The sequence below is a fragment of the Pseudomonas sp. BIOMIG1BAC genome, from assembly GCF_001705995.2.
GTDB classification, from domain to species: domain Bacteria; phylum Pseudomonadota; class Gammaproteobacteria; order Pseudomonadales; family Pseudomonadaceae; genus Aquipseudomonas; species Aquipseudomonas sessilinigenes.
The window spans coordinates 4528966-4548275 of sequence record NZ_CP049045.1 but is presented as its reverse complement, the minus strand read 5'-3'; the positions used below and the strand labels follow the sequence as shown (position 1 = coordinate 4548275).

Sequence of the window (19310 nt, the reverse complement as noted above, 5' to 3'; positions counted from 1 at the left end):
AAATGACTGGTCAGGTCGTATGCAAACGCATGGCAAGTGCGCTGCAATTTCGCAATTGAAGCTCAGTCAATTCGGGTATTCCTCAGTCTCAATGCATTGAAAACTACAGATGCAGAACTGACGCTCATGGCTATGGCAGCGATCATCGGCGACAGGAGATGCCCAGTCAGTGGATAGAGCAGGCCTGCGGCTAGAGGGATACCCATCGAGTTGTAAAGAAAGGCGAAACCTAAGTTTTGCCGCATGTTTTTTACTGTTGCGACCGAAAGAGCCCTTGCTCGTAAAATCCCCATCAGGTCGCCTTTTACCAGCGTGAGTTGCGCGCTATTCATCGCAACGTCAGTCCCTGTCCCCATGGCAATGCCCACATCTGCTCGCGCCAGGGCCGGAGCATCGTTGATACCGTCACCAGCCATAGCGACCTTCCGGCCGTATTGCTGGAGGTCTGCGACCAGACGCTCCTTATCCTGAGGTTTCACTTCACCGTGGACTTCTTCAATCCCCATCTCCCTGGCGACAGCCCGAGCGGTGGTGAGCCCGTCGCCAGTAGCCATGATGATTTTGATGTCGTCAGCCTTGAGCTTGGTGACTGCTTCTTTGGAGGTCGGCTTAATTGGATCTGATACTGCCAACAACCCTGCCAATACCCCGTCGACTGCGAGGTAGATGATGCTGATGCCATCAAGACGCAAAAGCTCTGCACGCTCTTGTAAGGGCTTGGTCCTCACGCCTGCGGCTTCCATTAACGCGGTGTTCCCCAGCTGGATCTTCTTGCCATCAACAATGCCACTGACCCCGATACCTGAACCAGACTCAAAGGATTCTGGTTTGATGAGCTTAATGTTCTCGGTTCGGGCGTGATCGACGATTGCATGAGCCAAGGGATGTTCGCTGCCCTGATCAAGGCTGGCAGCCAGCTGAAGAACATCGTGGGGATTGAAACTGGGTGTGGCCTCCACACTGTGAAACACTGGCCGTCCCTCTGTCAGGGTGCCTGTCTTATCGACAATCAGCGTGTCGATCTTGCAAAGGTTTTCGATGGCACTGGCATCCCTGAACAGCACGCCCATGCTGGCTGCTTTGCCTGTCGAAACCATGATCGACATGGGCGTAGCAAGACCCAACGCACAGGGACAAGCGATGATCAGCACGGCGACAGCGTTGATCAGACCAAACACCCAACTGGGCTCAGGGCCAAAAAGCCCCCAACCGACAAATGTCAGTATCGCAATCGCGATAACACCCATCACAAAGTAGCCGGCAATCGAGTCGGCCATTCGTTGCATTGGTGCTTTGGAGCGCTGAGCCCGAGCGACCATCTGTACGATCTGTGACAGCATAGTCTCGGCGCCGACCTTCTGCGCCTCCATTACCAAGCTCCCATGTGTATTCAGCGTGGCGCCGATCAGGCTATCTCCAGCTCTCTTCATTAGCGGAACTGGCTCGCCAGTGAGCATGGACTCATCCACCGCACTTTCACCCTCTATTACTGAACCATCAACGGGTACCTTTTCACCTGGTCTGACCCGCAAGTGGTCTCCTAGGTGAACATGGGTGAGAGGAATGTCTTCCTCCTGGCCATCGGCATTGATCCGGCGTGCGGTTTTGGGCGACAGGCCGAGTAGGGACTTAATGGCGGCGGAAGTTTGCGATCGGGCTTTGAGCTCAAGAATCTGCCCAAGCAAGGTGAGCGAGATGATGACCGCGGCGGCTTCGAAGTAGACGCCGATACGTCCATCTTGCATGAAGGTGGCGGGAAAGCTTTGGGGTAAGAGCGTTGCCATGACGCTGTAAAGGTAAGCTGCGGCGGTACCCAAACCAATCAAAGTCCACATGTTTGGACTGCGATTTCTAATAGAGGCTATGCCCCTTACAAAAAAGGGCCAACCTGCCCATAAAGTCACCGGTGTCGCCAGAGCGAACTCGATCCAGTTTTGGATCGAGCCATGGAGGAGTTGTAACGAGTGTCCCGCCATAGCGAGCACGGTCACTATCACGGTTAATGGCAGCGACCACCAAAAGCGGCGGGCGAAATCCCGGAGTTCAGGATTTTCTTCTTCATCGAGCGCGGGCATGACCGGCTCTAATGTCATGCCACATTTAGGGCAGTTGCCGGGTCTGGGCTGGCGTATTTCCGGGTGCATCGGACAGGTAAACTCAGTGCCTGTTTGTACCGCAGACTCTGGAGTGGTGACGCGGGATTCGGCGCTCGAAACATTACCGCTGAAGCGTTCAGGATCAGCTCGAAACTTCTCCTGGCATTTCAGGCTACAAAATTGATATGTCTGTCCCTGATAAGACTCACCAAATTTACTTGATGAAGTGACTGCCATTCCGCACACCGGGTCACGTAGATCATCGTCATTGAGCGGAGCAGCATGGGCGTGACTGTGGTCGTGGTGGCTCGATATGGTAGGCATGGCTATTTCCCTTTTTCGTCCTTGTGGGTTGCTGCCTGATCGCCATGGCTATGTCCGCCATGTCCATGTCCAAAAAAATGCATCAATGGACAGATCAACAGAATCAGATAAGGCCAAAATGGATAAACGTGGCTGAAATGCTCCCGCAACACGTAGAAGGCACCAATCGCAATGAGCATGATTAGTAAAACGCCTGTTTTGCGCCTCCAAAATGGTGCGGTGGTGTTTCCATCCGGATGCTGATGGTTATTCATGATCTAAACCCCACTGTGCGAGCGTTGCTGTGATCTCTGCGACAGAGCGTAGCTAACTCGTGCGTCGAAGCGGTGTTAGCAGCCAGTTCCGGCTTACTTCAGGTCAAACGGACCAACCATCCCTGACTGATAATGCCCCGGCACGTTGCAGGCAAACTGAAGGCCTGTGCTGTTGTTGAAGGTCCAGATCAGCTCTTGGGTTGCGCCAGGCTCAATCAGGACGCTGTTCGGGTCGTTGTGCTCCATTCCGACCATCTTCATTCCACCCATGCTGTGGCTCATACCGCTCATCGTTTTCCCGGTACCGGTGGGGTTAAGCGTCCCGTTCTGGAACATGCTTGCCATTTCTTTTTGGTGTGCTGCATGAGCAGCGGCTTTGCCGATGTTGAACTCGTGCAGCAGCGAACCCTCATTGCGAAGTACAAATCGAATAGTTTCACCAGGCTTTACGTCGATGCTTTCAGGTTTGAAGAAAACATCGCCCATCTCGACGTCCACCGTACGGGTAACCTCAGAGGCGACTCCGGGCTGGCCGATGTCCTCTTTTCCATGCCCTGCGCTGGCCATAGCCGTAGCACCGAAGAGTAGAGTGATTACTGCGATGACAGGGGAAACGAGATTAGCTTTCATAGTGACCTCGAGAGTAAGAGTGGGAGCACTGGCTATGCTAAAGACACGGAGCTGCCAGTTAACTGACCTGAACACTACATTTCTGTCAGTTTTCAAAAAAACACGGCGTTCAGGTGACGCCGTGTTAATCAGCTCTAACCAAGAAATGCGTCGAGCACTTATTACTGATGGCACTCTGAAAGCATCAATTTGTGCTCGCGCTGCATTTGGCTCAAAACGTCATCGACGATTTTGTCGTGCTTTTCCATCCAGGCGAGGTGCTGCTGAGGTGGCATTGATGCGTCTGGATGATCTTTATGGAGTTGGCTCATGATGTCGCCGAGCATCTTCATATGCTCGGCCATGTGGACATGACGCTGTCCTTCAGGGGCTTTTTCAGCTTGAATCAGTACGGCTTCAGCCCTGTCGCGCAGGCCTTCCATACGCTCTATCACCCGGTCTCCGCCACTTTCAGCCCATACAGAAGCTGAGACGAGTATCGAGCTCACAAAAAACAGCATTTTCAGGCGATTCATGGGGCAACTCCTTATGGAATTGTTTTCCGGCTCCCAAACGTTTCATGCTGAAGAGTCGGTCGAGCACCAGGAAGTACTCATGCTTGAACCCTAGACAGCGCTCGCTGACATCTACCTGAAGCCAATATTACTTTTCTGTCAGTTGCTGGTTGGCTGGCGTGTTTCGTTGCAGACTGCGCTTCATCATTATCCGAGAGCCACCCTCATGAGACTTCTGGTTGCTGAAGACGAACCCAAAATAGGTATCTATTTGCAGCAAGGACTCACGGAGGCGGGGTTCAATGTGGATCGCTTTACCAATGGCAAAGTGGCGCTTCAGCACGCTTTGAGCGAGGCCTATGACCTGCTGATTCTAGACGTCATGATGCCTGGGCTGGATGGCTGGGAAGTACTTCAGAAGGTTCGTGCATCCGGAAAAGATGTTCCCGTGCTCTTCCTCACGGCGCGAGACCGCGTTGAAGATCGAGTGAAAGGACTTGAACTCGGGGCAGATGATTACCTGATCAAACCCTTCGCATTTTCTGAATTGCTGGCCCGTGTCAGAACGTTGCTGCGTCGGGGTAACGGCGCTCCCTCGCAAACCTATATGAAATTGGCTGATCTGGAGGTGGACCTGCTCAAGCGTCGGGCCATTCGTGGAGGTAAGCGCATAGACCTTACGGCCAAAGAGTTTGCGTTGCTTGAGCTGTTGCTACGACGTCGAGGGGAGGTGCTGCCAAAGTCACTTATCGCCTCCCAGGTTTGGGATATGAACTTCGACAGCGATACCAACGTTATCGAGGTTGCAGTGAGAAGGTTGAGGGCCAAGATAGATGACGACTTTGAGGTCAAGTTGATTCATACCTCAAGGGGAATGGGTTACATGCTCGACGCGCCTGATTCGGAATCGGAATGAACCGAATGTCCCTGACGACCCGCATGAGTCTGATGTTCATGCTCGCGGTAACGGCCGTGCTCACGGTCGCCGGACTCAGTTTCAATAACCTCAGCCGGCATCACTTTAAGATGCTGGATCAGCAGGCATTGAACGAAAAGCTCCACTCGACCCAGAGAATTTTGTCCGGGTTGAACAGCATCGATCAATTCAGCGAATTTAAGCCTGAGCTGGAGGCGCTGCTGGGGGCTCACCGTGATTTGACTGCCCTAATAATCGATAGTGACGGCAAGCTGCTGTTTGCTGATCCCGGTCCGGTAGATATTCCGAAGGAGTTCCGCACAACCACAAACAACAACGTCTGGGAGTGGCGGGAGCAAGGGCAGATGTTCCGTGGAGTGACGGCACAAGCCGTTGTGACGGGGCAAAACAAGCCGTTGACAGTCATTTTGATCTTTGACGTTACTCGGCATATGTCCTTTTTCGAGACGCTTGAACGATGGTTTTGGATAGGGTTGGTGATCAGCGCATTGGTCAGTGCTGCACTCGGCTGGATGGTAGCAAGCAGTGGCATGCGGCCCATTCGCCAGGTCACGCGGGTCGCTGCCTCAATGTCAGCAAAATCACTCAAAGAGCGCATCCCCTTAGCACCCGTTCCGAAAGAACTTCAGCAAATGGTGCTGTCGTTTAACGCAATGTTGTCCAGGCTCGACGATGCATTTGTCCGGTTATCGAACTTTTCCGCAGACATTGCCCACGAGCTACGGACCCCCGTGAGCAACTTGATGACCCACACCGAAGTGGTGCTTTCAAGAAAAAGGAATATTGAGGACTACGAAGACAACCTGTACTCAAATCTTGATGACTTGAAGCGTATGAGTCGGATGATTGATGACATGCTTTTTCTGGCGAAATCTGACAACGGTCTGATCACACACGAGAACAAACCAATAGACCTGGTGGAAGTCGTGGAAAAATTGCTTGAGTACTACCGCCTTTTGGCTGATGAGCGGGGGATTGAACTCAAGGTTTCAGGAAGGGGCAGCGTCCGAGGCGATGTTCTTATGCTCCACAGAGCGATTTCTAACCTGCTCTCTAACGCGCTTCGCTACACCTCTGAAGGGAAGACGATCAGTGTCGAAATCCTCCAGAAGGAGATGTCGGTATTGGTCGTCGTGGAGAACCACGGAGAACCCATTGCCCCCGAACATCTTGAGAAGCTTTTCGATCGTTTTTATCGCGTGGACCCAGCGCGGCGAGAAGGGAGTCCAAGCAACGCAGGGCTAGGGCTGTCGATTACCCGATCAATTGTTGAGGCGCATGATGGCAAAATCTGGTGTACATCATGTGACGGGAAAACGGCCTTTCATCTAGAGTTTCCTAGTGTTGACTTGAAGGTCAGCTGATCAACGGCGCATTTGTGATCAACGGCGATCTCTCAGCCTGCGCCCAGCGTCCACTTTCGTTATTTTTGAATGAGTGAGAACCCTAGTATCTGGGGCACGCGGTCTCGTCTTTAAGTCTCGCTACGCCCGCCAATTCGAGGCCAAACACCGCGTCAAGCTGACTGAAATGTAATCGAACAGTTTGCGTTCGTGTGGCATCGTGTTCTTGCACTGTGACGTTGGGGTCTAGTGAGTTTCTCGTGTTCAACCTGACCTAGAACACGGAGGCTACTAGCTAATCATCAGTGGTTTTAACAAGAATCGAAAAGTAAAAATTAGATATTCCCAAACAAACCTCGAATCAACAGCTCTTGCTGTGAGGAGTCTTGCATGTCATTCCTTAAAACTACGACCGTAGCTGTTGCACTTACCGCTGGTTTGCTTCTGAGTGCAGTTGCTCAAGCACATCCAAAGCTCCTTTCTTCTACTCCGGCAGAAGGCTCGAATGCGGCGGCCCCTTCGAAAATTGAACTGCACTTTTCTGAGAATCTCACCACTCAGTTTTCCGGTGCAAAACTGATCATGACCGATATGCCTGGCATGCCGAACTCCCCAATGGGTGTTAAGGCCGCCGTCGCTGGTGGCGGTGATCCGAAAACGATGGTGATTACACCGGCAGCACCTCTGACCACCGGTACCTACAAAGTCGAATGGCGTGCTGTTTCCTCGGACACTCACCCGATCACCGGCAACTTCTCATTTAAAGTGAAATGATTTATGAGCGACTCAATAAATATTGTGGTTCGCTTTGCTCTTTATTTCGACCTGATGTTGTTATTCGGATTGGCAATTTTCGGCTTGTACAGCCTCAGGGGAAAGGAAAGAGTATCGGGCACGGCCTTGAATTTTGAGTCGCTTCTTTACGGTACTTCTGTTGCAGGTGTAGCTCTATCCCTTGTCGCCATGTTGTTGCTTGCGAAAGCAATGAGCGGTGTGTCGGAGCTTATGGAGCTACATCACCATATTTTTGAAATGGTCCTCATGGGGACCGACGTCGGGTTGACCTGGATGGTCCGAATAGCTGTCTTGGTGATGGCAATTATTGGCGTCGCGTTGAATAAGCGATTTCCGACACCCAGTCTCTGGATCGTCACCGTATGCGGAGCGATTGCGTTGGCGACGTTGGCATGGACAGGGCACGGCGCCATGGATGAAGGCAGCCGACGCTACTGGCATTTCATCACCGATATATTCCATCTTTTAGCCGCCGGTGGCTGGTTGGGTGCTCTATTGGCATTCGCTCTACTGCTGCGGTTGAAATCGCTAAAGGGCGAACAGGAAGCTCGAATTCTTGCACGGGTGCTGACTGGTTTTGAATCGGCCGGCGCTGTAATCGTAGTGATCATAAGCATCACAGGCGTAGTGAATTACCTGTTTGTCATTGGTCCAAATCTCGATGAAGTGATGCTCAGTACTTATGGCCAGCTGCTGTTTTTGAAAATATTGCTCTTTGCTGGGATGATCGTTTTAGCCACGCTGAACCGCTTTCACCTAAGTCCGGTATTGGAGCGGTCAGTTCGAAATGGAGAATACTCTGCCGCAGTCAATGCCTTGCGCCGCAGCATGACACTCGAGTTTTTAATGGCAGTCGTCATAATTTGTCTTGTCGCATGGTTAGGCACTTTAAGTCCGGAAATGGAAATGAGCGCGGAATAGAGGTTGGTGACAGCCGACTAAGGAGTCTAGAAGGTGAATTGTAAGGGCCATTTCCACCGGCTACACTCCAGCCCATGAAACGCTACCTACGGTTTTGCCTGATTTTCCTGATTAGCCTGGCGCTCCCCCTCAGCGGGATGGCGGGTGTTCAGGCGCCGACTGAGCCCTGCCCCATGAAAACCATGGGCATGGCGATGATGCACGGCATGGAGCAAGACTGCTGCCAGGACATGAAAAGTCCCACCGAGCACGGCAAACCCTGTAAGTCAGGTCAGGAGTGCAAGACTGGTGGCATGCTGCAAGTCTCCATCATCAAGCCTCCTATCACCTTATCCAGCCCCCTCGTACTGTCCTTCTCCCTAGACTCCCATCCAGTACAAACCCCGTCAGGGGTATGGCGACCGCCCCGCACTTGATTCCTGTACCACACTGAGCCTCATTCCGCGTTAGCGGGATGGCATATCTGCGTGCATCTCTGATGAAGCGCGCAGTGGATCATCACAGGAATCGTGAACATGAACTCCAAGTGCTATTGCACAGGGTGGTCCCTCGTGGCCGGCCTGGCGGCAAGCGTACTGGCATTGCCGAGTCTCGCTGCCGCATTGACACTCGATGAAGCTTTGCAGCTGGCTGAAAACAATGCGCCGTCGCTGACTGCACAAGACGCGAAAATTCAGGCTGCCAGTAGTGCGGCCATCCCCGCTGGTGAACTACCCGATCCCAAGTTGCTGCTAGGCGTACAGAACTACCCCATTGGGGGGCCGGATCGCTGGAGCATCGACCAGGACTTCATGACTATGCGAATGGTCGGAGTCAGTCAGGAGATGCCCAACAGCGCCAAGCGCAAAGCCCGAATCGAGGTCGCTGATGCGGCCATTGACCGCGCCGCGGCTGAGCGCCGGGTCGAACGTCTAAAGGTTCGTCAGGCCACGGCGTTGGCCTGGATCAACAGCTACTCGGTTGAGCGTAAAGACGCGCTGTTTCAGGACTTCTACAAAGAAAACCGTCTGCTGGCCGATACCGTCCGGGCACAAATTGCCGGCGGCCGCGCTCAACCTGCTGATGCAGTAACGCCCAAACAGGAAGCGGCACAACTGGAAGAGCAGCAGGACGATCTGATTCGTCAGAGAGCACAGGCCCGAGCGGCCCTGAAGCGCTGGATTGGACCAGCCGCCAATGACAAACCTGTGGGCAGCTTGCCTGAATGGCCTGTCGAAGCCTCTGACTACTCTCATAAGCTGCAACACCACCCAGAATTGGCTGCTTTTGCGCCAATGACCCGCGAAGCGCAAGCCAAGGTCCGTGAAGCCGAAGCGGAAAAACAGTCGGATTGGAGCTGGGAAGTCGACTATCAGAATCGCGGCCGACAGTTCGGCGACATGGTCAGCGTGCAATTTTCCTGGGATCTACCACTGTTTCCTGACTCTCGGCAAAACCCCAAAATTGCGGCCAAGCACGCTGAACTCAACCAGCTTGAGGCTGAGCGTGAAGCCCTGTCACGCGAGCACACCCAGCAACTGGAGGACGAGCTGGCCGACTATGAACGCTTGAATCGTGCCGTCCATCGAACCCAGGACAGTTTGCTGCCCTTGGCCAAGGAGAAGGTCGAGCTCAGCATGGCCAGCTACCGCGCCGGCAAAGGCGATTTGAGCTCCGTCGTGGCCGCTCGGCGCGAGCTCATCGAAGCCCGCCTCAAACAGATTGACGTGGAAGAGCAGCGAGCGCTGACCAGTGCGCGTCTGTATTTTGCTTACGGGGAGTCCAGCCAATGAACCTTAGAAAGTGGAACGGGGCATTGCTGGTAGGCCTCTCGCTGGTATTGGGTGTTGCCGGTGGTTACTGGTTCGCTCAGCAGGGCATGAGCGAAGTACCTGGGGCAGCCCCGGAGCAGAGCCTCCCCTCTCTGGACGAACGCAAAGTGCTGTATTGGTACGACCCTATGTCCCCGCAGCAAAAGTTCGATAAGCCGGGTAAGTCGCCCTTCATGGACATGCAGTTGGTCCCTCAGTACGCCGACATCAAAGGGGACAGCGCAGCCGTTCGCATTGATCCAAGCCTGACTCAGAATCTCGGTGTGCGACTGGCTACCGTCAGTCGAGGTGTGTTTGCTTCGAGTCTGGACGTTGTCGGTGTGTTGGCTTTCAACGAGCGGGACGTCGCCGTCATTCAAGCCCGTACGGCGGGTTTCGTCGAGCGCGTGTATGCCCATGCTCCTGGCGACGTGATCAAAGCCAATGCCGCCATGGCGGATATCCTTGTACCTGAGTGGGCTGCGGCTCAGGAGGAGTTTCTCGCACTCAAGCGCAGTGGCGATGCGGGCTTGCTGGCAGCGGCTCGCCAGCGCTTGCGGCTCACCGGGATGCCGGCGGCATTAATTGCTCAAGTAGAGCGCAGTGGCAAAGTCCAACCAAACCTGACCCTCACCAGCCCTATTAGTGGTGTGCTGCAAGAGCTCAATGTGCGCGAGGGTATGACGGTGGCCGCCGGCGAGACACTGGCACGCGTTAATGGTTTGAGTAGCGTCTGGCTGGCCCTGGCCGTTCCGGAGACTGAATCTGGATCAATCCTCATGGGGCAAGCGGCAGAGGCGCGTTTGCCCGCGTTCCCTGGGGTTGTGCTCAAGGGCGTCGTCGGCGCGATTCTTCCGGAAACCAATCCGGATAGCCGCACCCTTCGCGTACGCGTCGAGTTACCTAACCCAGAAGGCCGTCTCAGGCCGGGTATGACCGCACGAGTGAGCCTCAATCGTTCAACGGAGCAAAGTGTGTTGTGGGTGCCGAGCGAGGCCGTCATTCGCACCGGTCGACGTGCCCTGGTGATGCTCGCTGAAGACGCTGGCCGCTATCGTCCTGTTGAAGTGTTGATTGGGCAGGAAAACGATGGCAAGACGGCGATCTTGAAAGGTCTGGAAGAGGGCCAGAAGGTGGTTTCCTCTGGCCAGTTCCTGCTCGACTCGGAGGCCAGTCTTAAGGGCATCGTTGCAAACTCAGAGGAACAGTCACCAATCAACGCGACAGCCTCCAGTTTTCATGAGGCGGATGGGCAGATCGTTGAGATCAACGACAAAGAAGTCACACTCGCCCATGGCCCCTTCAAAACGCTGGGCATGCCTGGCATGACGATGACGTTCCCGCTCGCCAATCCGGCGCTGATGCAGGGCCTCAAAACGGGCGACAAGGTCCGGATTGCAGTGAGTCAAACCGACGATGGCTTGCGTGTTGAGCGTCTAGAGAAATCAGGGGGCCAGCTATGATTGCTGCCCTGATTCGTTGGTCAGTAGCCAACCGATTCCTGGTGCTACTGGCGACACTGTTTGTCACGGCGTGGGGCATCTGGTCGGTGCAGAGCACGCCCATCGATGCGCTGCCGGATCTCTCCGATGTTCAGGTGATCATCCGAACCCCGTATCCGGGACAGGCACCGCAGATCGTCGAGAACCAGGTGACCTATCCGTTGGCCACCACCATGCTTTCGGTGCCTGGCGCCAAGACCGTGCGCGGCTACTCCTTCTTTGGTGACAGCTTTGTTTATGTGCTGTTCGAAGACGGTACTGACTTGTATTGGGCCCGCTCGCGGGTGTTGGAGTACCTGAGCCAAATACAAAGTCGCTTGCCGGCCAGCGCCAAACCGGCGTTGGGGCCGGATGCAACGGGAGTGGGCTGGATCTATCAGTACGCACTGGTGGATCGCAGTGGAGGACACGATCTGGCGCAGCTACGCGCACTTCAGGACTGGTTCCTCAAGTTCGAACTCAAGACCCTGCCCAACGTTGCGGAAGTGGCCACCGTGGGCGGCATGGTCAAGCAGTACCAGGTCCAGATTGATCCCCTCAAACTGGCCAGCCTCGGTATCACTCAGGCTGAGGTGACCGAAGCGATCGGCAAGGCCAATCAGGAAACCGGTGGCGCCGTCCTGGAGATGGCAGAGACCGAGTTCATTGTGCGTGCTTCCGGCTACTTGAAAACGCTCAATGATTTTCGGGCGATCCCACTCAAGCTGGGATCGGGTGGTGTGCCTGTGACCCTTGGCGATGTCGCCACGATCCAGTTGGGTCCGGAAATGCGGCGTGGCATCACCGAACTCGACGGCGAAGGCGAGACGGTTGGCGGTGTGGTAATTCTGCGCAGCGGCAAGAACGCTCGCGAAACCATTGCGGCGGTCAAGACCAAACTCGACGAGTTGAAAAGCAGCTTGCCGGCGGGGGTGGAAATCGTCACCACCTACGACCGCAGCAAACTAATCGACCGCGCGGTGGAAAATCTCAGCCACAAACTGCTCGAAGAGTTCATCGTCGTCGCGTTGGTGTGTGGCATCTTCCTCTGGCACCTGCGTTCATCTCTGGTGGCAATCATCTCCCTGCCGGTGGGGGTGCTGATCGCCTTCATCGTGATGCGTTATCAAGGGATCAACGCCAACATCATGTCCCTGGGCGGAATTGCCATCGCCATCGGTGCCATGGTCGACGCTGCCGTGGTGATGATTGAAAACGCGCACAAGAAGGTTGAGGCTTGGCACGTGGCCAATCCGGGGGAGGAACTGAAGGGTGAACGTCATTGGCACGTGATGACCGAAGCGGCGGCTGAAGTTGGACCAGCACTGTTCTTCTGTTTGTTGATCATTACCCTGTCGTTCATTCCGGTGTTCACCCTGCAAGCCCAAGAGGGGCGGCTATTCGGCCCGCTGGCTTTCACCAAGACCTACGCCATGGCCGCAGCGGCGGGATTGTCAGTGACCTTGGTGCCGGTGTTGATGGGCTACTGGATTCGGGGACGAATTCCCAGTGAACAACAGAACCCGTTGAACCGCTGGCTAATCCGGATCTACCAGCCGGCTCTGGATGCAGTCTTGCGACGACCGAAGATCACGCTGCTGGTCGCGTTGCTGGTTTTTATCAGCGCACTATGGCCAATGTCGCGCTTGGGTGGCGAGTTTCTTCCGCCTTTGGACGAGGGCGACCTGCTCTATATGCCTTCGGCTCTGCCGGGATTGTCGGCGCAGAAAGCGGCGCAACTGCTGCAACAGACCGACCGCCTGATCAAGACCGTGCCGGAGGTCGAACATGTCTTTGGTAAAGCCGGTCGTGCTGAAACTGCCACCGACCCGGCGCCGTTGGAGATGTTCGAAACCACCATCCAGTTCAAGCCACAGGAGCAATGGCGCCCAGGTATGACTCAGGAAAAACTGGTGGAAGAGCTGGATCGAGTGGTGCGAGTTCCTGGGCTGACCAATATCTGGATACCACCGATTCGCAACCGAATCGACATGCTGGCCACGGGGATCAAGAGTCCTATTGGGGTGAAAGTTGCCGGCACCAACCTGACCGAGATTGATGCCGCTACCCAGGCGGTCGAGCGGGTGGCCAAGGATGTGCCCGGCGTCAGTTCGGCGCTGGCCGAGCGTCTGACGGGAGGTCGCTATATCGATGTGGATATCGATCGTAAGGCAGCCGCTCGTTACGGGCTGAACATCGCCGATGTGCAATCCATCGTGGCCGGTGCTATCGGCGGTGAGAACGTCGGGGAGACCATTGAAGGGCTCGCACGTTTCCCGATCAACGTACGTTACCCTCGGGAGTGGCGTGACTCGCTCGGCGCCCTGGAGCAATTGCCGATCTACACCCCGCTAGGGAGCCAGATCACCCTCGGCACAGTGGCGAAGGTCAAGGTCAGCGACGGCCCGCCGATGCTCAAGAGCGAGAATGCACGGCCCTCTGGTTGGGTATACATCGACGTGCGTGGCCGGGACATTGCCTCGGTAGTCGCCGATCTACGCCGGGTCGTCAGCGAGCAGGTCAAGTTTCAGCCCGGCATGAGCCTGAGTTACTCAGGACAGTTCGAATTTCTCGAAAGGGCCAACGCACGACTCAAACTGGTGGTGCCTGCCACGCTGTTGATCATCTTCGTATTGCTTTACCTGACGTTTGCCCGCTTCGACGAGGCCCTGCTGATCATGGCCACTCTGCCATTCGCCCTGACTGGCGGGGCATGGTTCCTCTATCTGTTGGGGTTCAACCTGTCGGTCGCCACCGGGGTCGGCTTTATCGCCTTGGCCGGTGTTTCTGCCGAATTTGGCGTGATCATGCTGCTCTACCTGAAAAACGCCTGGGCCGAACGTGAAGACCTCGGTGACAACACTGAGCGTGGGCTGATTGCGGCCATTCGTGAAGGGGCCGTGCAGCGCGTTCGACCCAAGGCCATGACCGTGGCCGTGATCATTGCCGGCCTGTTACCCATCCTGTTGGGCAGCGGCACCGGCAGCGAGGTGATGAGTCGCATCGCCGCGCCCATGGTGGGCGGCATGATCACCGCACCCTTGCTGTCGCTGTTTGTCATTCCGGCAGCCTATCGCCTGATGCGTCGCCGGCACCTCTCAGTTGAACCCATTAACTCTCAAGGAAACGTCCTATGAAACTGACCCTGATTGCAGTTGCAAGCACCGTATTTGCGCTGTCTCTTTCTGCCCTGGCAGAGGACGTGCCGGGCATGAAAATGGACGGTATGGAGGGCATGGAGATGAAGCAGGACGTAAAGCAGGCTCCGATAGCCAAAGCGGAGGGCACGATCAAGTCAATTAACTCCGAGAAGCAGACAGTGACTATCGCTCATGGCGCCGTGCCAGCCGTGCAGTGGCCTGCTATGACCATGGCTTTTTCCGTAACGGAAGATCAGCTGACAGGGCTGACGGCCGGAGACCGAGTGTCGTTTTCATTCCGGTTAGAGGGTGGCCGAGCCACGATTGTATCCATCAAAAAGTGAAATGGCGGTAATGGAAGTAGCCGGAGCGTAATGTCGCGTCGGCTTCTGCCACCCGCTTTTTACGAAAACCAATTATTCAGTAACGGAGCGTGTATGGCCGCTATTGGCTGTGGATTCGATCGATCAATGCTATGAATGAAGCTGCGATAGTGTTTGGTAGAGAGACAGAGCAAGGAGAAGGCATATGCAAGACAGCGGATGGAAGGCGCGCTTAGATATTCTGCGGGACGCAGTGAAAAGAAATATGCTTGATAAGCTAGTCGGACATGGCTGGGAAGCGTCCATAGTCCGTGAGGTTGCCGCAGGAGAGTATGTGGTCGTAAAGGCGTCTAGAGGCGGGGCGGAGCGTTCGGCCGCAGTACTCTATTCGTCAGCGACGAGCAACAATGTATACAAGCAACTGGCTGGAGAGGTGTCCGTTATCTTTTTTAACGGACAGCCGTACATGGTTGAGTCATTCGCTATGGGGGTATCCATTCCCGTGAAGCCGATTGACGATTTTCAACCCTTTCTCATCGAATGGAACCGTGAAAGCAGCACTGGAAAGTTTGCTCCTACGACAACGCAAGCAGAAGAGACGAGCCTTGAAGAGTTGCAAGCACCGCGGCGAGTGCTGCTTTCAGAGACTCCGATAGAAGCAGTCTGGGCGAGGCTTGCTCAGTTAAAAAGTGCAACTCTTGCTCGAAAGATGGTCGACCGTCGCGCTCAACTTGAAAGCCTAAGTCTTGAGCCGTCGACCATTGTGTCAAAGGGAGAGGGCGTTGCTTTCGCGCTCCGAAATGCCACCGATTATTTCAGTGCCATTAATCGAAGAAATGTCAGTCAACGTGTACTCAATCTGTATTACGGCACAATGTCGTTCGCATTTGCCGAGATGCTTGCTTCACCAGGTGGTCCTCAAACCCTTTCAGAGTTGGAGGCAACAACCAAAAAAGGGCATGGCCTTTACACCCATGATGGTTTAGATGACCGATTTGAGAGTCTGGCCATTGGCGCGCTCGTCTCGGGTTTTTTCCCAAGTTGGGTTAAATCGATGACTGCAAACTCACTTGTCGCTGCCAAACGGAAACCAGACGGTCTGGATGCACTGAAAGCACTGCCCGTTGAAAGCTGGCTTACGATGGAGCAGCTGTTTTCTCGGATACCTGAGGTTGCGGATCTTTTTGAGGACATATTTGAAGGTAAACCTTCTTGGGTTACTCCTGCTTACGATCAAGAAAGTAATGGTCGACACCACCGTGCGACGACGACCTACGCTCTTTTGATAGATGAGTCTGGGCGAATGACTATGGATGATATTGCTGCTTTTCCTGGGGCAATTCGCGAGATCATCCAAGTTTCGTCTAGGTCATCAGCAAGCCATTTCCGTGTGGCAATTGATCATCCGGAGTCGAGTATTTGGTGGGATGCACTTCAGCTACATCACAGTCCATTTAAAAGACATGCGCTAATGCTGCCTCTCTTTGGAACGATAAATGAGTATCGAGCGACATGTTTGGTGTTGCTCTATGCGTTGTCCATTCTGGTTCGCTATCGTCCAAGCCTATGGCGGCAGATACAGGAAGGGGAGCTTGATCATTTCAGGTCACTGATCGAGACGTTTCTCTCAGCAGTTGAGCGCATTCTTCCAGAACAGTTTCTGGAGAAAATTACGGGGCAGTCGATCTCTGTCCATCAACCCGGCTCGTTTTTTTCCTAGGATGGTTGAAGACCCTGAGCATTCCTCCGTCCGTTTTTAGTTGGAATCTTCGGGAAACCCACTTTGATTATCCGATTGAGGGCGTCTGGGATCCATTGGCGGCGTAGTCTGGAAAAGACATCATCGACTCAGTCGGTGTGTGCTCATAGGTTGAGGACAGCACTGCACTGAGGCGATCACCTAATAGGTTCCAGGCGCGCTTCTTTTCTTCGGCATAATCGTGATGCAGGTAGTGGCGTCTCACCCGAGAGCCGGCCAACACATGGTTTTGGCAGCGATCGATGACGTCCAGGCTGACCCCCAAAGCCTGCATCATGGTCGCGCCCGTGCGGCGCAGATCATGCGGCGTCCAGTCGCCGTTTTGGCCGTCGGCGAGGACCAGCGTGTCGTCGTGACGCCTTCTTGAGAGGGCCTTGCGGTTTTTGAACCGGGCCTGGCGATCACCGACCTGTTTACTCACCACTTTCACGTCCACATGCCCATCATCCTGCTTGTTCGGAAAACACCATTGTGAGTCTCCCGTCAGGGTCTTGAGTTCTTGAAAGAAATGCAGGGCGAAGGGGGAGAGGAAGACATGGTGGTCCTGCTTTTTGCCGCGAGTGCCTTTGACGTTTTCGCTGGGGAGAAACCAGGTCTGCCGGTCCAGATCGATATTTTTCCATTCGGCCTGCAGCAACTCGCCGATCCGGCACAGGGTGCCCAAGCTGATCCAGAGCGCAAGTTGGGTTTCCTTCTTTAGCGGCCGAATGCCGTCGTACTTTTGACCCGCGGGGAGGGCGTTGTAGTCGGCGGTCATTTGCTGGAAGCGGTTGTGCAGTTCCGACAGCTCAGCCGACGAAAGGATCCTGCTTCTTTCGGCCTCGTAGTCGGCCGGGATCAGGGGGGAGATGTCGACCAGCTCAGTTGGATCACCCTCGATCAATAAGGCCCGCCAGGGTTGGCGCTTTCTAGCCCAGCTGAACATCTGGGTGAGGTCGGCGAAGAAGCTGATGGCTTGCCGGTGAGCGCCGCGGTTGACCACGGCCCGGATCAGCGCCCGAACATCGTGTTCGGAAACATTGTTCACCGCTGTCTTGCCGAGTGCCGGAAAAAGGTCCTTGTTAAAGCGTCGTTGCAACTCGGCATTTCCGTCTTTACGCGCCACGCCATCCAACAGCCAGGCCTTGGCCAGATCCTGGACGGTCAGTATTTGCACCTTGCGCGTCCTCTCCTGTTCGGCCTCAACGTTAGCAGCGGCATGCGCCTGTGCCTTGGCGGTCTTCTTGTGCTCGTTGGGATTGATCTGCTCATCGATGAGCGCACGGGCCTGGTTGCGGGCCTTGCGGATGTCCGTCAGGGATTTGCGCGGCCAGGACCCGCAGGAGTACTCTTTGTTTTGGTCGCCCCACCGATAGCGATAGAAAAAGCTGACCGACACGCCGTTCTTGCGCACTGAGATTCGACCGGCCAGATTGCCATCCTCCCTGAGTATTCGGCCGGCATCTTCAACGGTCAGCGACTCGAGTTCTTTGATGGTGATTTTAACCATAAAATAGGTTCCCCCTACTTTTACCCCCACAAAAACGCCGGCTCTTGATGGACGTTCCTGGACTCTCGTAGAGCAGAACACCGCTGGAGCTCAAGTAAATACTAGCTTAGAAAAATCCAAAGTAAAATTTTGGAGTCTTTCAAGAAGTATGAAAAAGGAGATGGGGTGCTAGGGGTCGAGTGTTCGAATCACTCCGTCCCGACCATATTCCTGAGTAAAATCAGACACTTAAGCCGATCCTATGATCGGCTTTTTTGTGCCTGCGCAAAACTGACGCAAAACTACCCCGTTATTTCGCTGATATTCAGGTCAGGAATGGCTTCCGACCAGACGATTTCAGCATGGTCCTTCTGGTAGTTTTTGGTCATGGCCTCGCTGGCATGGCCGGCGATCTTCTGACCATCCTTCCCGGCTTTTTGATACAGGTGCAGCGACAGCGCCCGCACTTCATGGAAGCCAGGCATTTCCTCCTCTTTCCATCCCCTGTAACAATCCGCCGCTTCCCGGGCTTCTTTGAAGGCGCGCGTCAAATATCGTTCTTCGACCTGCGTCCAGTGGTCCTTCGTCTGCGCCTGCACCTGCTTTTTACGGTCAGGCCGGCGGTGGATCAGGTAAGGCGAGACGATGTCATCCCGGCACCGGCTGATTACGGCCTGTAGCTCATCAGTCACCTTGAACCGTATCCATGCCGCGTCACTGGCCTTGGCCGTCTTCTGCTGCACCACATACAGAAACCCTTCCCGAACCCCATCAAATCGCATATTGAGGATGTCAGTACGACGCTGCGCCGTGATCAGCGCAAGGTCGATTGCGTTCTGCAGCCAGGGCGGCGACTTCTCCCGAATGGCTTTCAAACCCTCAATGGTGTGTCGTTTACGTTGCTTCTTCTCGATTCTGTTGATGGTGCTGGCTGCCGGGGTGTCCGGACACAGCCCCTTCGCCGCGGCATGATTGAAGATGTTGATCAGCAGGGCGCGGCATTGGTTGGCCGTGCGCGGGGTGAGGGCGTCTAGCATCTTAGCGATCATACGGATTGTGATCTGGTCGAGGGCCTGGCCTTCGAAGTGCTTTCGAAAGCGGCGAAAGTGGACGGCGTAAAGGCCCAAGGTGCCCTTGGCTAGCTCGCGCGGCGGCAGGACATCGCGCTCATCCGACCACGAGCGGCAGCTTTCGGCCTCCTCCTTTGCGCAGTTGCACTCCACTTGACCCCCCGTTTGCATTCGACTTGACCAGTCATTTGCATTCGTTCTGATCACCGATCGCATCGGATTTCACCAGCACGCTTTGTAACCATGATCGGCAGAGAACGGCCAGGAGCTGCTGGCGGACGTAGCAATGACGAAAGAGCAACTATGCTAGGTCCGATGCCGGAATTGATCGAGCAGGTCGGGCCTTGCGTCCATACGTCATGGCAAAACAATGGGAGTGGGATCGATTCGCTTGTGTTGAATCGGCCGTTGCTCCATCTCAAGGAAGGTCTGCCGGAGGTCTGAAGTTGCGAATCGCTTTTCTAGTAAACCGGGACGTGGAGAGC

At 54.9% G+C, this 19310-nt stretch carries 16 protein-coding genes; 10 read left to right on the top strand and 6 right to left on the bottom strand.

Translation table 11 applies throughout. The features are described from left to right. Window positions 1-62: 62 nt before the first annotated feature. The 4 genes from ATY02_RS21095 to ATY02_RS21080 form a co-directional block, all read right to left on the bottom strand. Entirely contained in the window at window positions 63-2420 is a 2358-nt protein-coding gene (locus tag ATY02_RS21095) for a heavy metal translocating P-type ATPase (protein WP_082149906.1), read from the bottom strand. Window positions 2421-2422: 2 nt separating this feature from the next. Beyond that, window positions 2423-2674, bottom strand: coding sequence for a DUF2933 domain-containing protein (locus ATY02_RS21090; protein WP_082149905.1), 252 nt, complete (start codon window positions 2672-2674; stop codon window positions 2423-2425). 93 nt (window positions 2675-2767) lie between these two features. Beyond that, window positions 2768-3304, bottom strand: a complete 537-nt coding sequence (locus tag ATY02_RS21085; RefSeq protein ID WP_048377466.1) for a cupredoxin domain-containing protein — start codon at window positions 3302-3304, stop codon at window positions 2768-2770. A gap of 161 nt (window positions 3305-3465) precedes the next feature. Next, window positions 3466-3819 carry a co-regulatory protein PtrA N-terminal domain-containing protein gene (locus tag ATY02_RS21080; RefSeq protein WP_048377465.1) on the bottom strand — a complete coding sequence of 118 codons (354 nt, stop codon included), beginning with the start codon at window positions 3817-3819 and terminating at the stop codon, window positions 3466-3468. A gap of 205 nt (window positions 3820-4024) precedes the next feature. Between ATY02_RS21080 and ATY02_RS21075 the strand changes: the two genes are divergently transcribed. From ATY02_RS21075 to ATY02_RS21030, 10 genes are all read left to right on the top strand, one after another. Then, window positions 4025-4714, top strand: a complete 690-nt coding sequence (locus tag ATY02_RS21075) for a heavy metal response regulator transcription factor (RefSeq protein WP_024078225.1) — start codon at window positions 4025-4027, stop codon at window positions 4712-4714. After that, window positions 4711-6099, top strand: a complete 1389-nt coding sequence (locus tag ATY02_RS21070; RefSeq protein ID WP_068588831.1) for a heavy metal sensor histidine kinase — start codon at window positions 4711-4713, stop codon at window positions 6097-6099. The genes ATY02_RS21075 and ATY02_RS21070 overlap by 4 nt, the downstream gene beginning before the upstream one ends. A 369-nt stretch (window positions 6100-6468) precedes the next feature. Beyond that, the gene (gene copC, locus ATY02_RS21065) at window positions 6469-6852 is read left to right on the top strand and encodes a copper homeostasis periplasmic binding protein CopC (protein ID WP_019821291.1); all 384 of its coding nucleotides are present in this window, start codon (window positions 6469-6471) and stop codon (window positions 6850-6852) included. Between the two features lie 3 nt (window positions 6853-6855). Further along, a complete protein-coding gene (gene copD / locus ATY02_RS21060; protein ID WP_068588834.1) occupies window positions 6856-7794 on the top strand; it encodes a copper homeostasis membrane protein CopD in 939 nt (312 codons plus the stop codon). Window positions 7795-7868: 74 nt separating this feature from the next. Further along, entirely contained in the window at window positions 7869-8210 is a 342-nt protein-coding gene (locus tag ATY02_RS36150; RefSeq protein WP_048377699.1) for a hypothetical protein, read from the top strand. A 99-nt stretch (window positions 8211-8309) separates the two neighbouring features. Beyond that, window positions 8310-9566: a TolC family protein gene (locus ATY02_RS21050; RefSeq protein ID WP_048377698.1), complete on the top strand. Its 1257-nt coding sequence runs from the start codon at window positions 8310-8312 to the stop codon at window positions 9564-9566. Further along, the gene (locus ATY02_RS21045) at window positions 9563-11047 is read left to right on the top strand and encodes an efflux RND transporter periplasmic adaptor subunit (protein ID WP_048377697.1); all 1485 of its coding nucleotides are present in this window, start codon (window positions 9563-9565) and stop codon (window positions 11045-11047) included. The genes ATY02_RS21050 and ATY02_RS21045 overlap by 4 nt, the downstream gene beginning before the upstream one ends. After that, complete coding sequence (locus tag ATY02_RS21040; RefSeq protein WP_048377696.1) at window positions 11044-14202, top strand: efflux RND transporter permease subunit; 3159 nt, start codon at window positions 11044-11046, stop codon at window positions 14200-14202. The genes ATY02_RS21045 and ATY02_RS21040 overlap by 4 nt, the downstream gene beginning before the upstream one ends. Beyond that, window positions 14199-14549 carry a copper-binding protein gene (locus ATY02_RS21035; RefSeq protein WP_048377695.1) on the top strand — a complete coding sequence of 117 codons (351 nt, stop codon included), beginning with the start codon at window positions 14199-14201 and terminating at the stop codon, window positions 14547-14549. Before ATY02_RS21040 ends, ATY02_RS21035 begins: the two co-directional genes overlap by 4 nt. A gap of 184 nt (window positions 14550-14733) precedes the next feature. After that, window positions 14734-16248: a YaaC family protein gene (locus ATY02_RS21030; RefSeq protein WP_068588836.1), complete on the top strand. Its 1515-nt coding sequence runs from the start codon at window positions 14734-14736 to the stop codon at window positions 16246-16248. 67 nt (window positions 16249-16315) lie between these two features. Here ATY02_RS21030 and ATY02_RS21025 read toward each other — a convergent pair whose 3' ends face one another. Both ATY02_RS21025 and ATY02_RS21020 read right to left on the bottom strand, forming a co-directional pair. Then, window positions 16316-17776: a tyrosine-type recombinase/integrase gene (locus ATY02_RS21025; protein WP_068607818.1), complete on the bottom strand. Its 1461-nt coding sequence runs from the start codon at window positions 17774-17776 to the stop codon at window positions 16316-16318. 281 nt (window positions 17777-18057) lie between these two features. Next, the gene (locus tag ATY02_RS21020; RefSeq protein WP_228022210.1) at window positions 18058-19041 is read right to left on the bottom strand and encodes a tyrosine-type recombinase/integrase; all 984 of its coding nucleotides are present in this window, start codon (window positions 19039-19041) and stop codon (window positions 18058-18060) included. Window positions 19042-19310 lie beyond the last annotated feature (269 nt).

Coding starts and splice junctions, on each gene's coding strand:
- ATY02_RS21095 (WP_082149906.1), bottom strand. CDS start 2,420: ATGCCTACCATATCGAGCCACCACGACCACAGTCACGCCCATGCTGCT.
- ATY02_RS21090 (WP_082149905.1), bottom strand. CDS start 2,674: ATGAATAACCATCAGCATCCGGATGGAAACACCACCGCACCATTTTGG.
- ATY02_RS21085 (WP_048377466.1), bottom strand. CDS start 3,304: ATGAAAGCTAATCTCGTTTCCCCTGTCATCGCAGTAATCACTCTACTC.
- ATY02_RS21080 (WP_048377465.1), bottom strand. CDS start 3,819: ATGAATCGCCTGAAAATGCTGTTTTTTGTGAGCTCGATACTCGTCTCA.
- ATY02_RS21075 (WP_024078225.1), top strand. CDS start 4,025: ATGAGACTTCTGGTTGCTGAAGACGAACCCAAAATAGGTATCTATTTG.
- ATY02_RS21070 (WP_068588831.1), top strand. CDS start 4,711: ATGAACCGAATGTCCCTGACGACCCGCATGAGTCTGATGTTCATGCTC.
- copC (WP_019821291.1), top strand. CDS start 6,469: ATGTCATTCCTTAAAACTACGACCGTAGCTGTTGCACTTACCGCTGGT.
- copD (WP_068588834.1), top strand. CDS start 6,856: ATGAGCGACTCAATAAATATTGTGGTTCGCTTTGCTCTTTATTTCGAC.
- ATY02_RS36150 (WP_048377699.1), top strand. CDS start 7,869: ATGAAACGCTACCTACGGTTTTGCCTGATTTTCCTGATTAGCCTGGCG.
- ATY02_RS21050 (WP_048377698.1), top strand. CDS start 8,310: ATGAACTCCAAGTGCTATTGCACAGGGTGGTCCCTCGTGGCCGGCCTG.
- ATY02_RS21045 (WP_048377697.1), top strand. CDS start 9,563: ATGAACCTTAGAAAGTGGAACGGGGCATTGCTGGTAGGCCTCTCGCTG.
- ATY02_RS21040 (WP_048377696.1), top strand. CDS start 11,044: ATGATTGCTGCCCTGATTCGTTGGTCAGTAGCCAACCGATTCCTGGTG.
- ATY02_RS21035 (WP_048377695.1), top strand. CDS start 14,199: ATGAAACTGACCCTGATTGCAGTTGCAAGCACCGTATTTGCGCTGTCT.
- ATY02_RS21030 (WP_068588836.1), top strand. CDS start 14,734: ATGCAAGACAGCGGATGGAAGGCGCGCTTAGATATTCTGCGGGACGCA.
- ATY02_RS21025 (WP_068607818.1), bottom strand. CDS start 17,776: ATGGTTAAAATCACCATCAAAGAACTCGAGTCGCTGACCGTTGAAGAT.
- ATY02_RS21020 (WP_228022210.1), bottom strand. CDS start 19,041: ATGCGATCGGTGATCAGAACGAATGCAAATGACTGGTCAAGTCGAATG.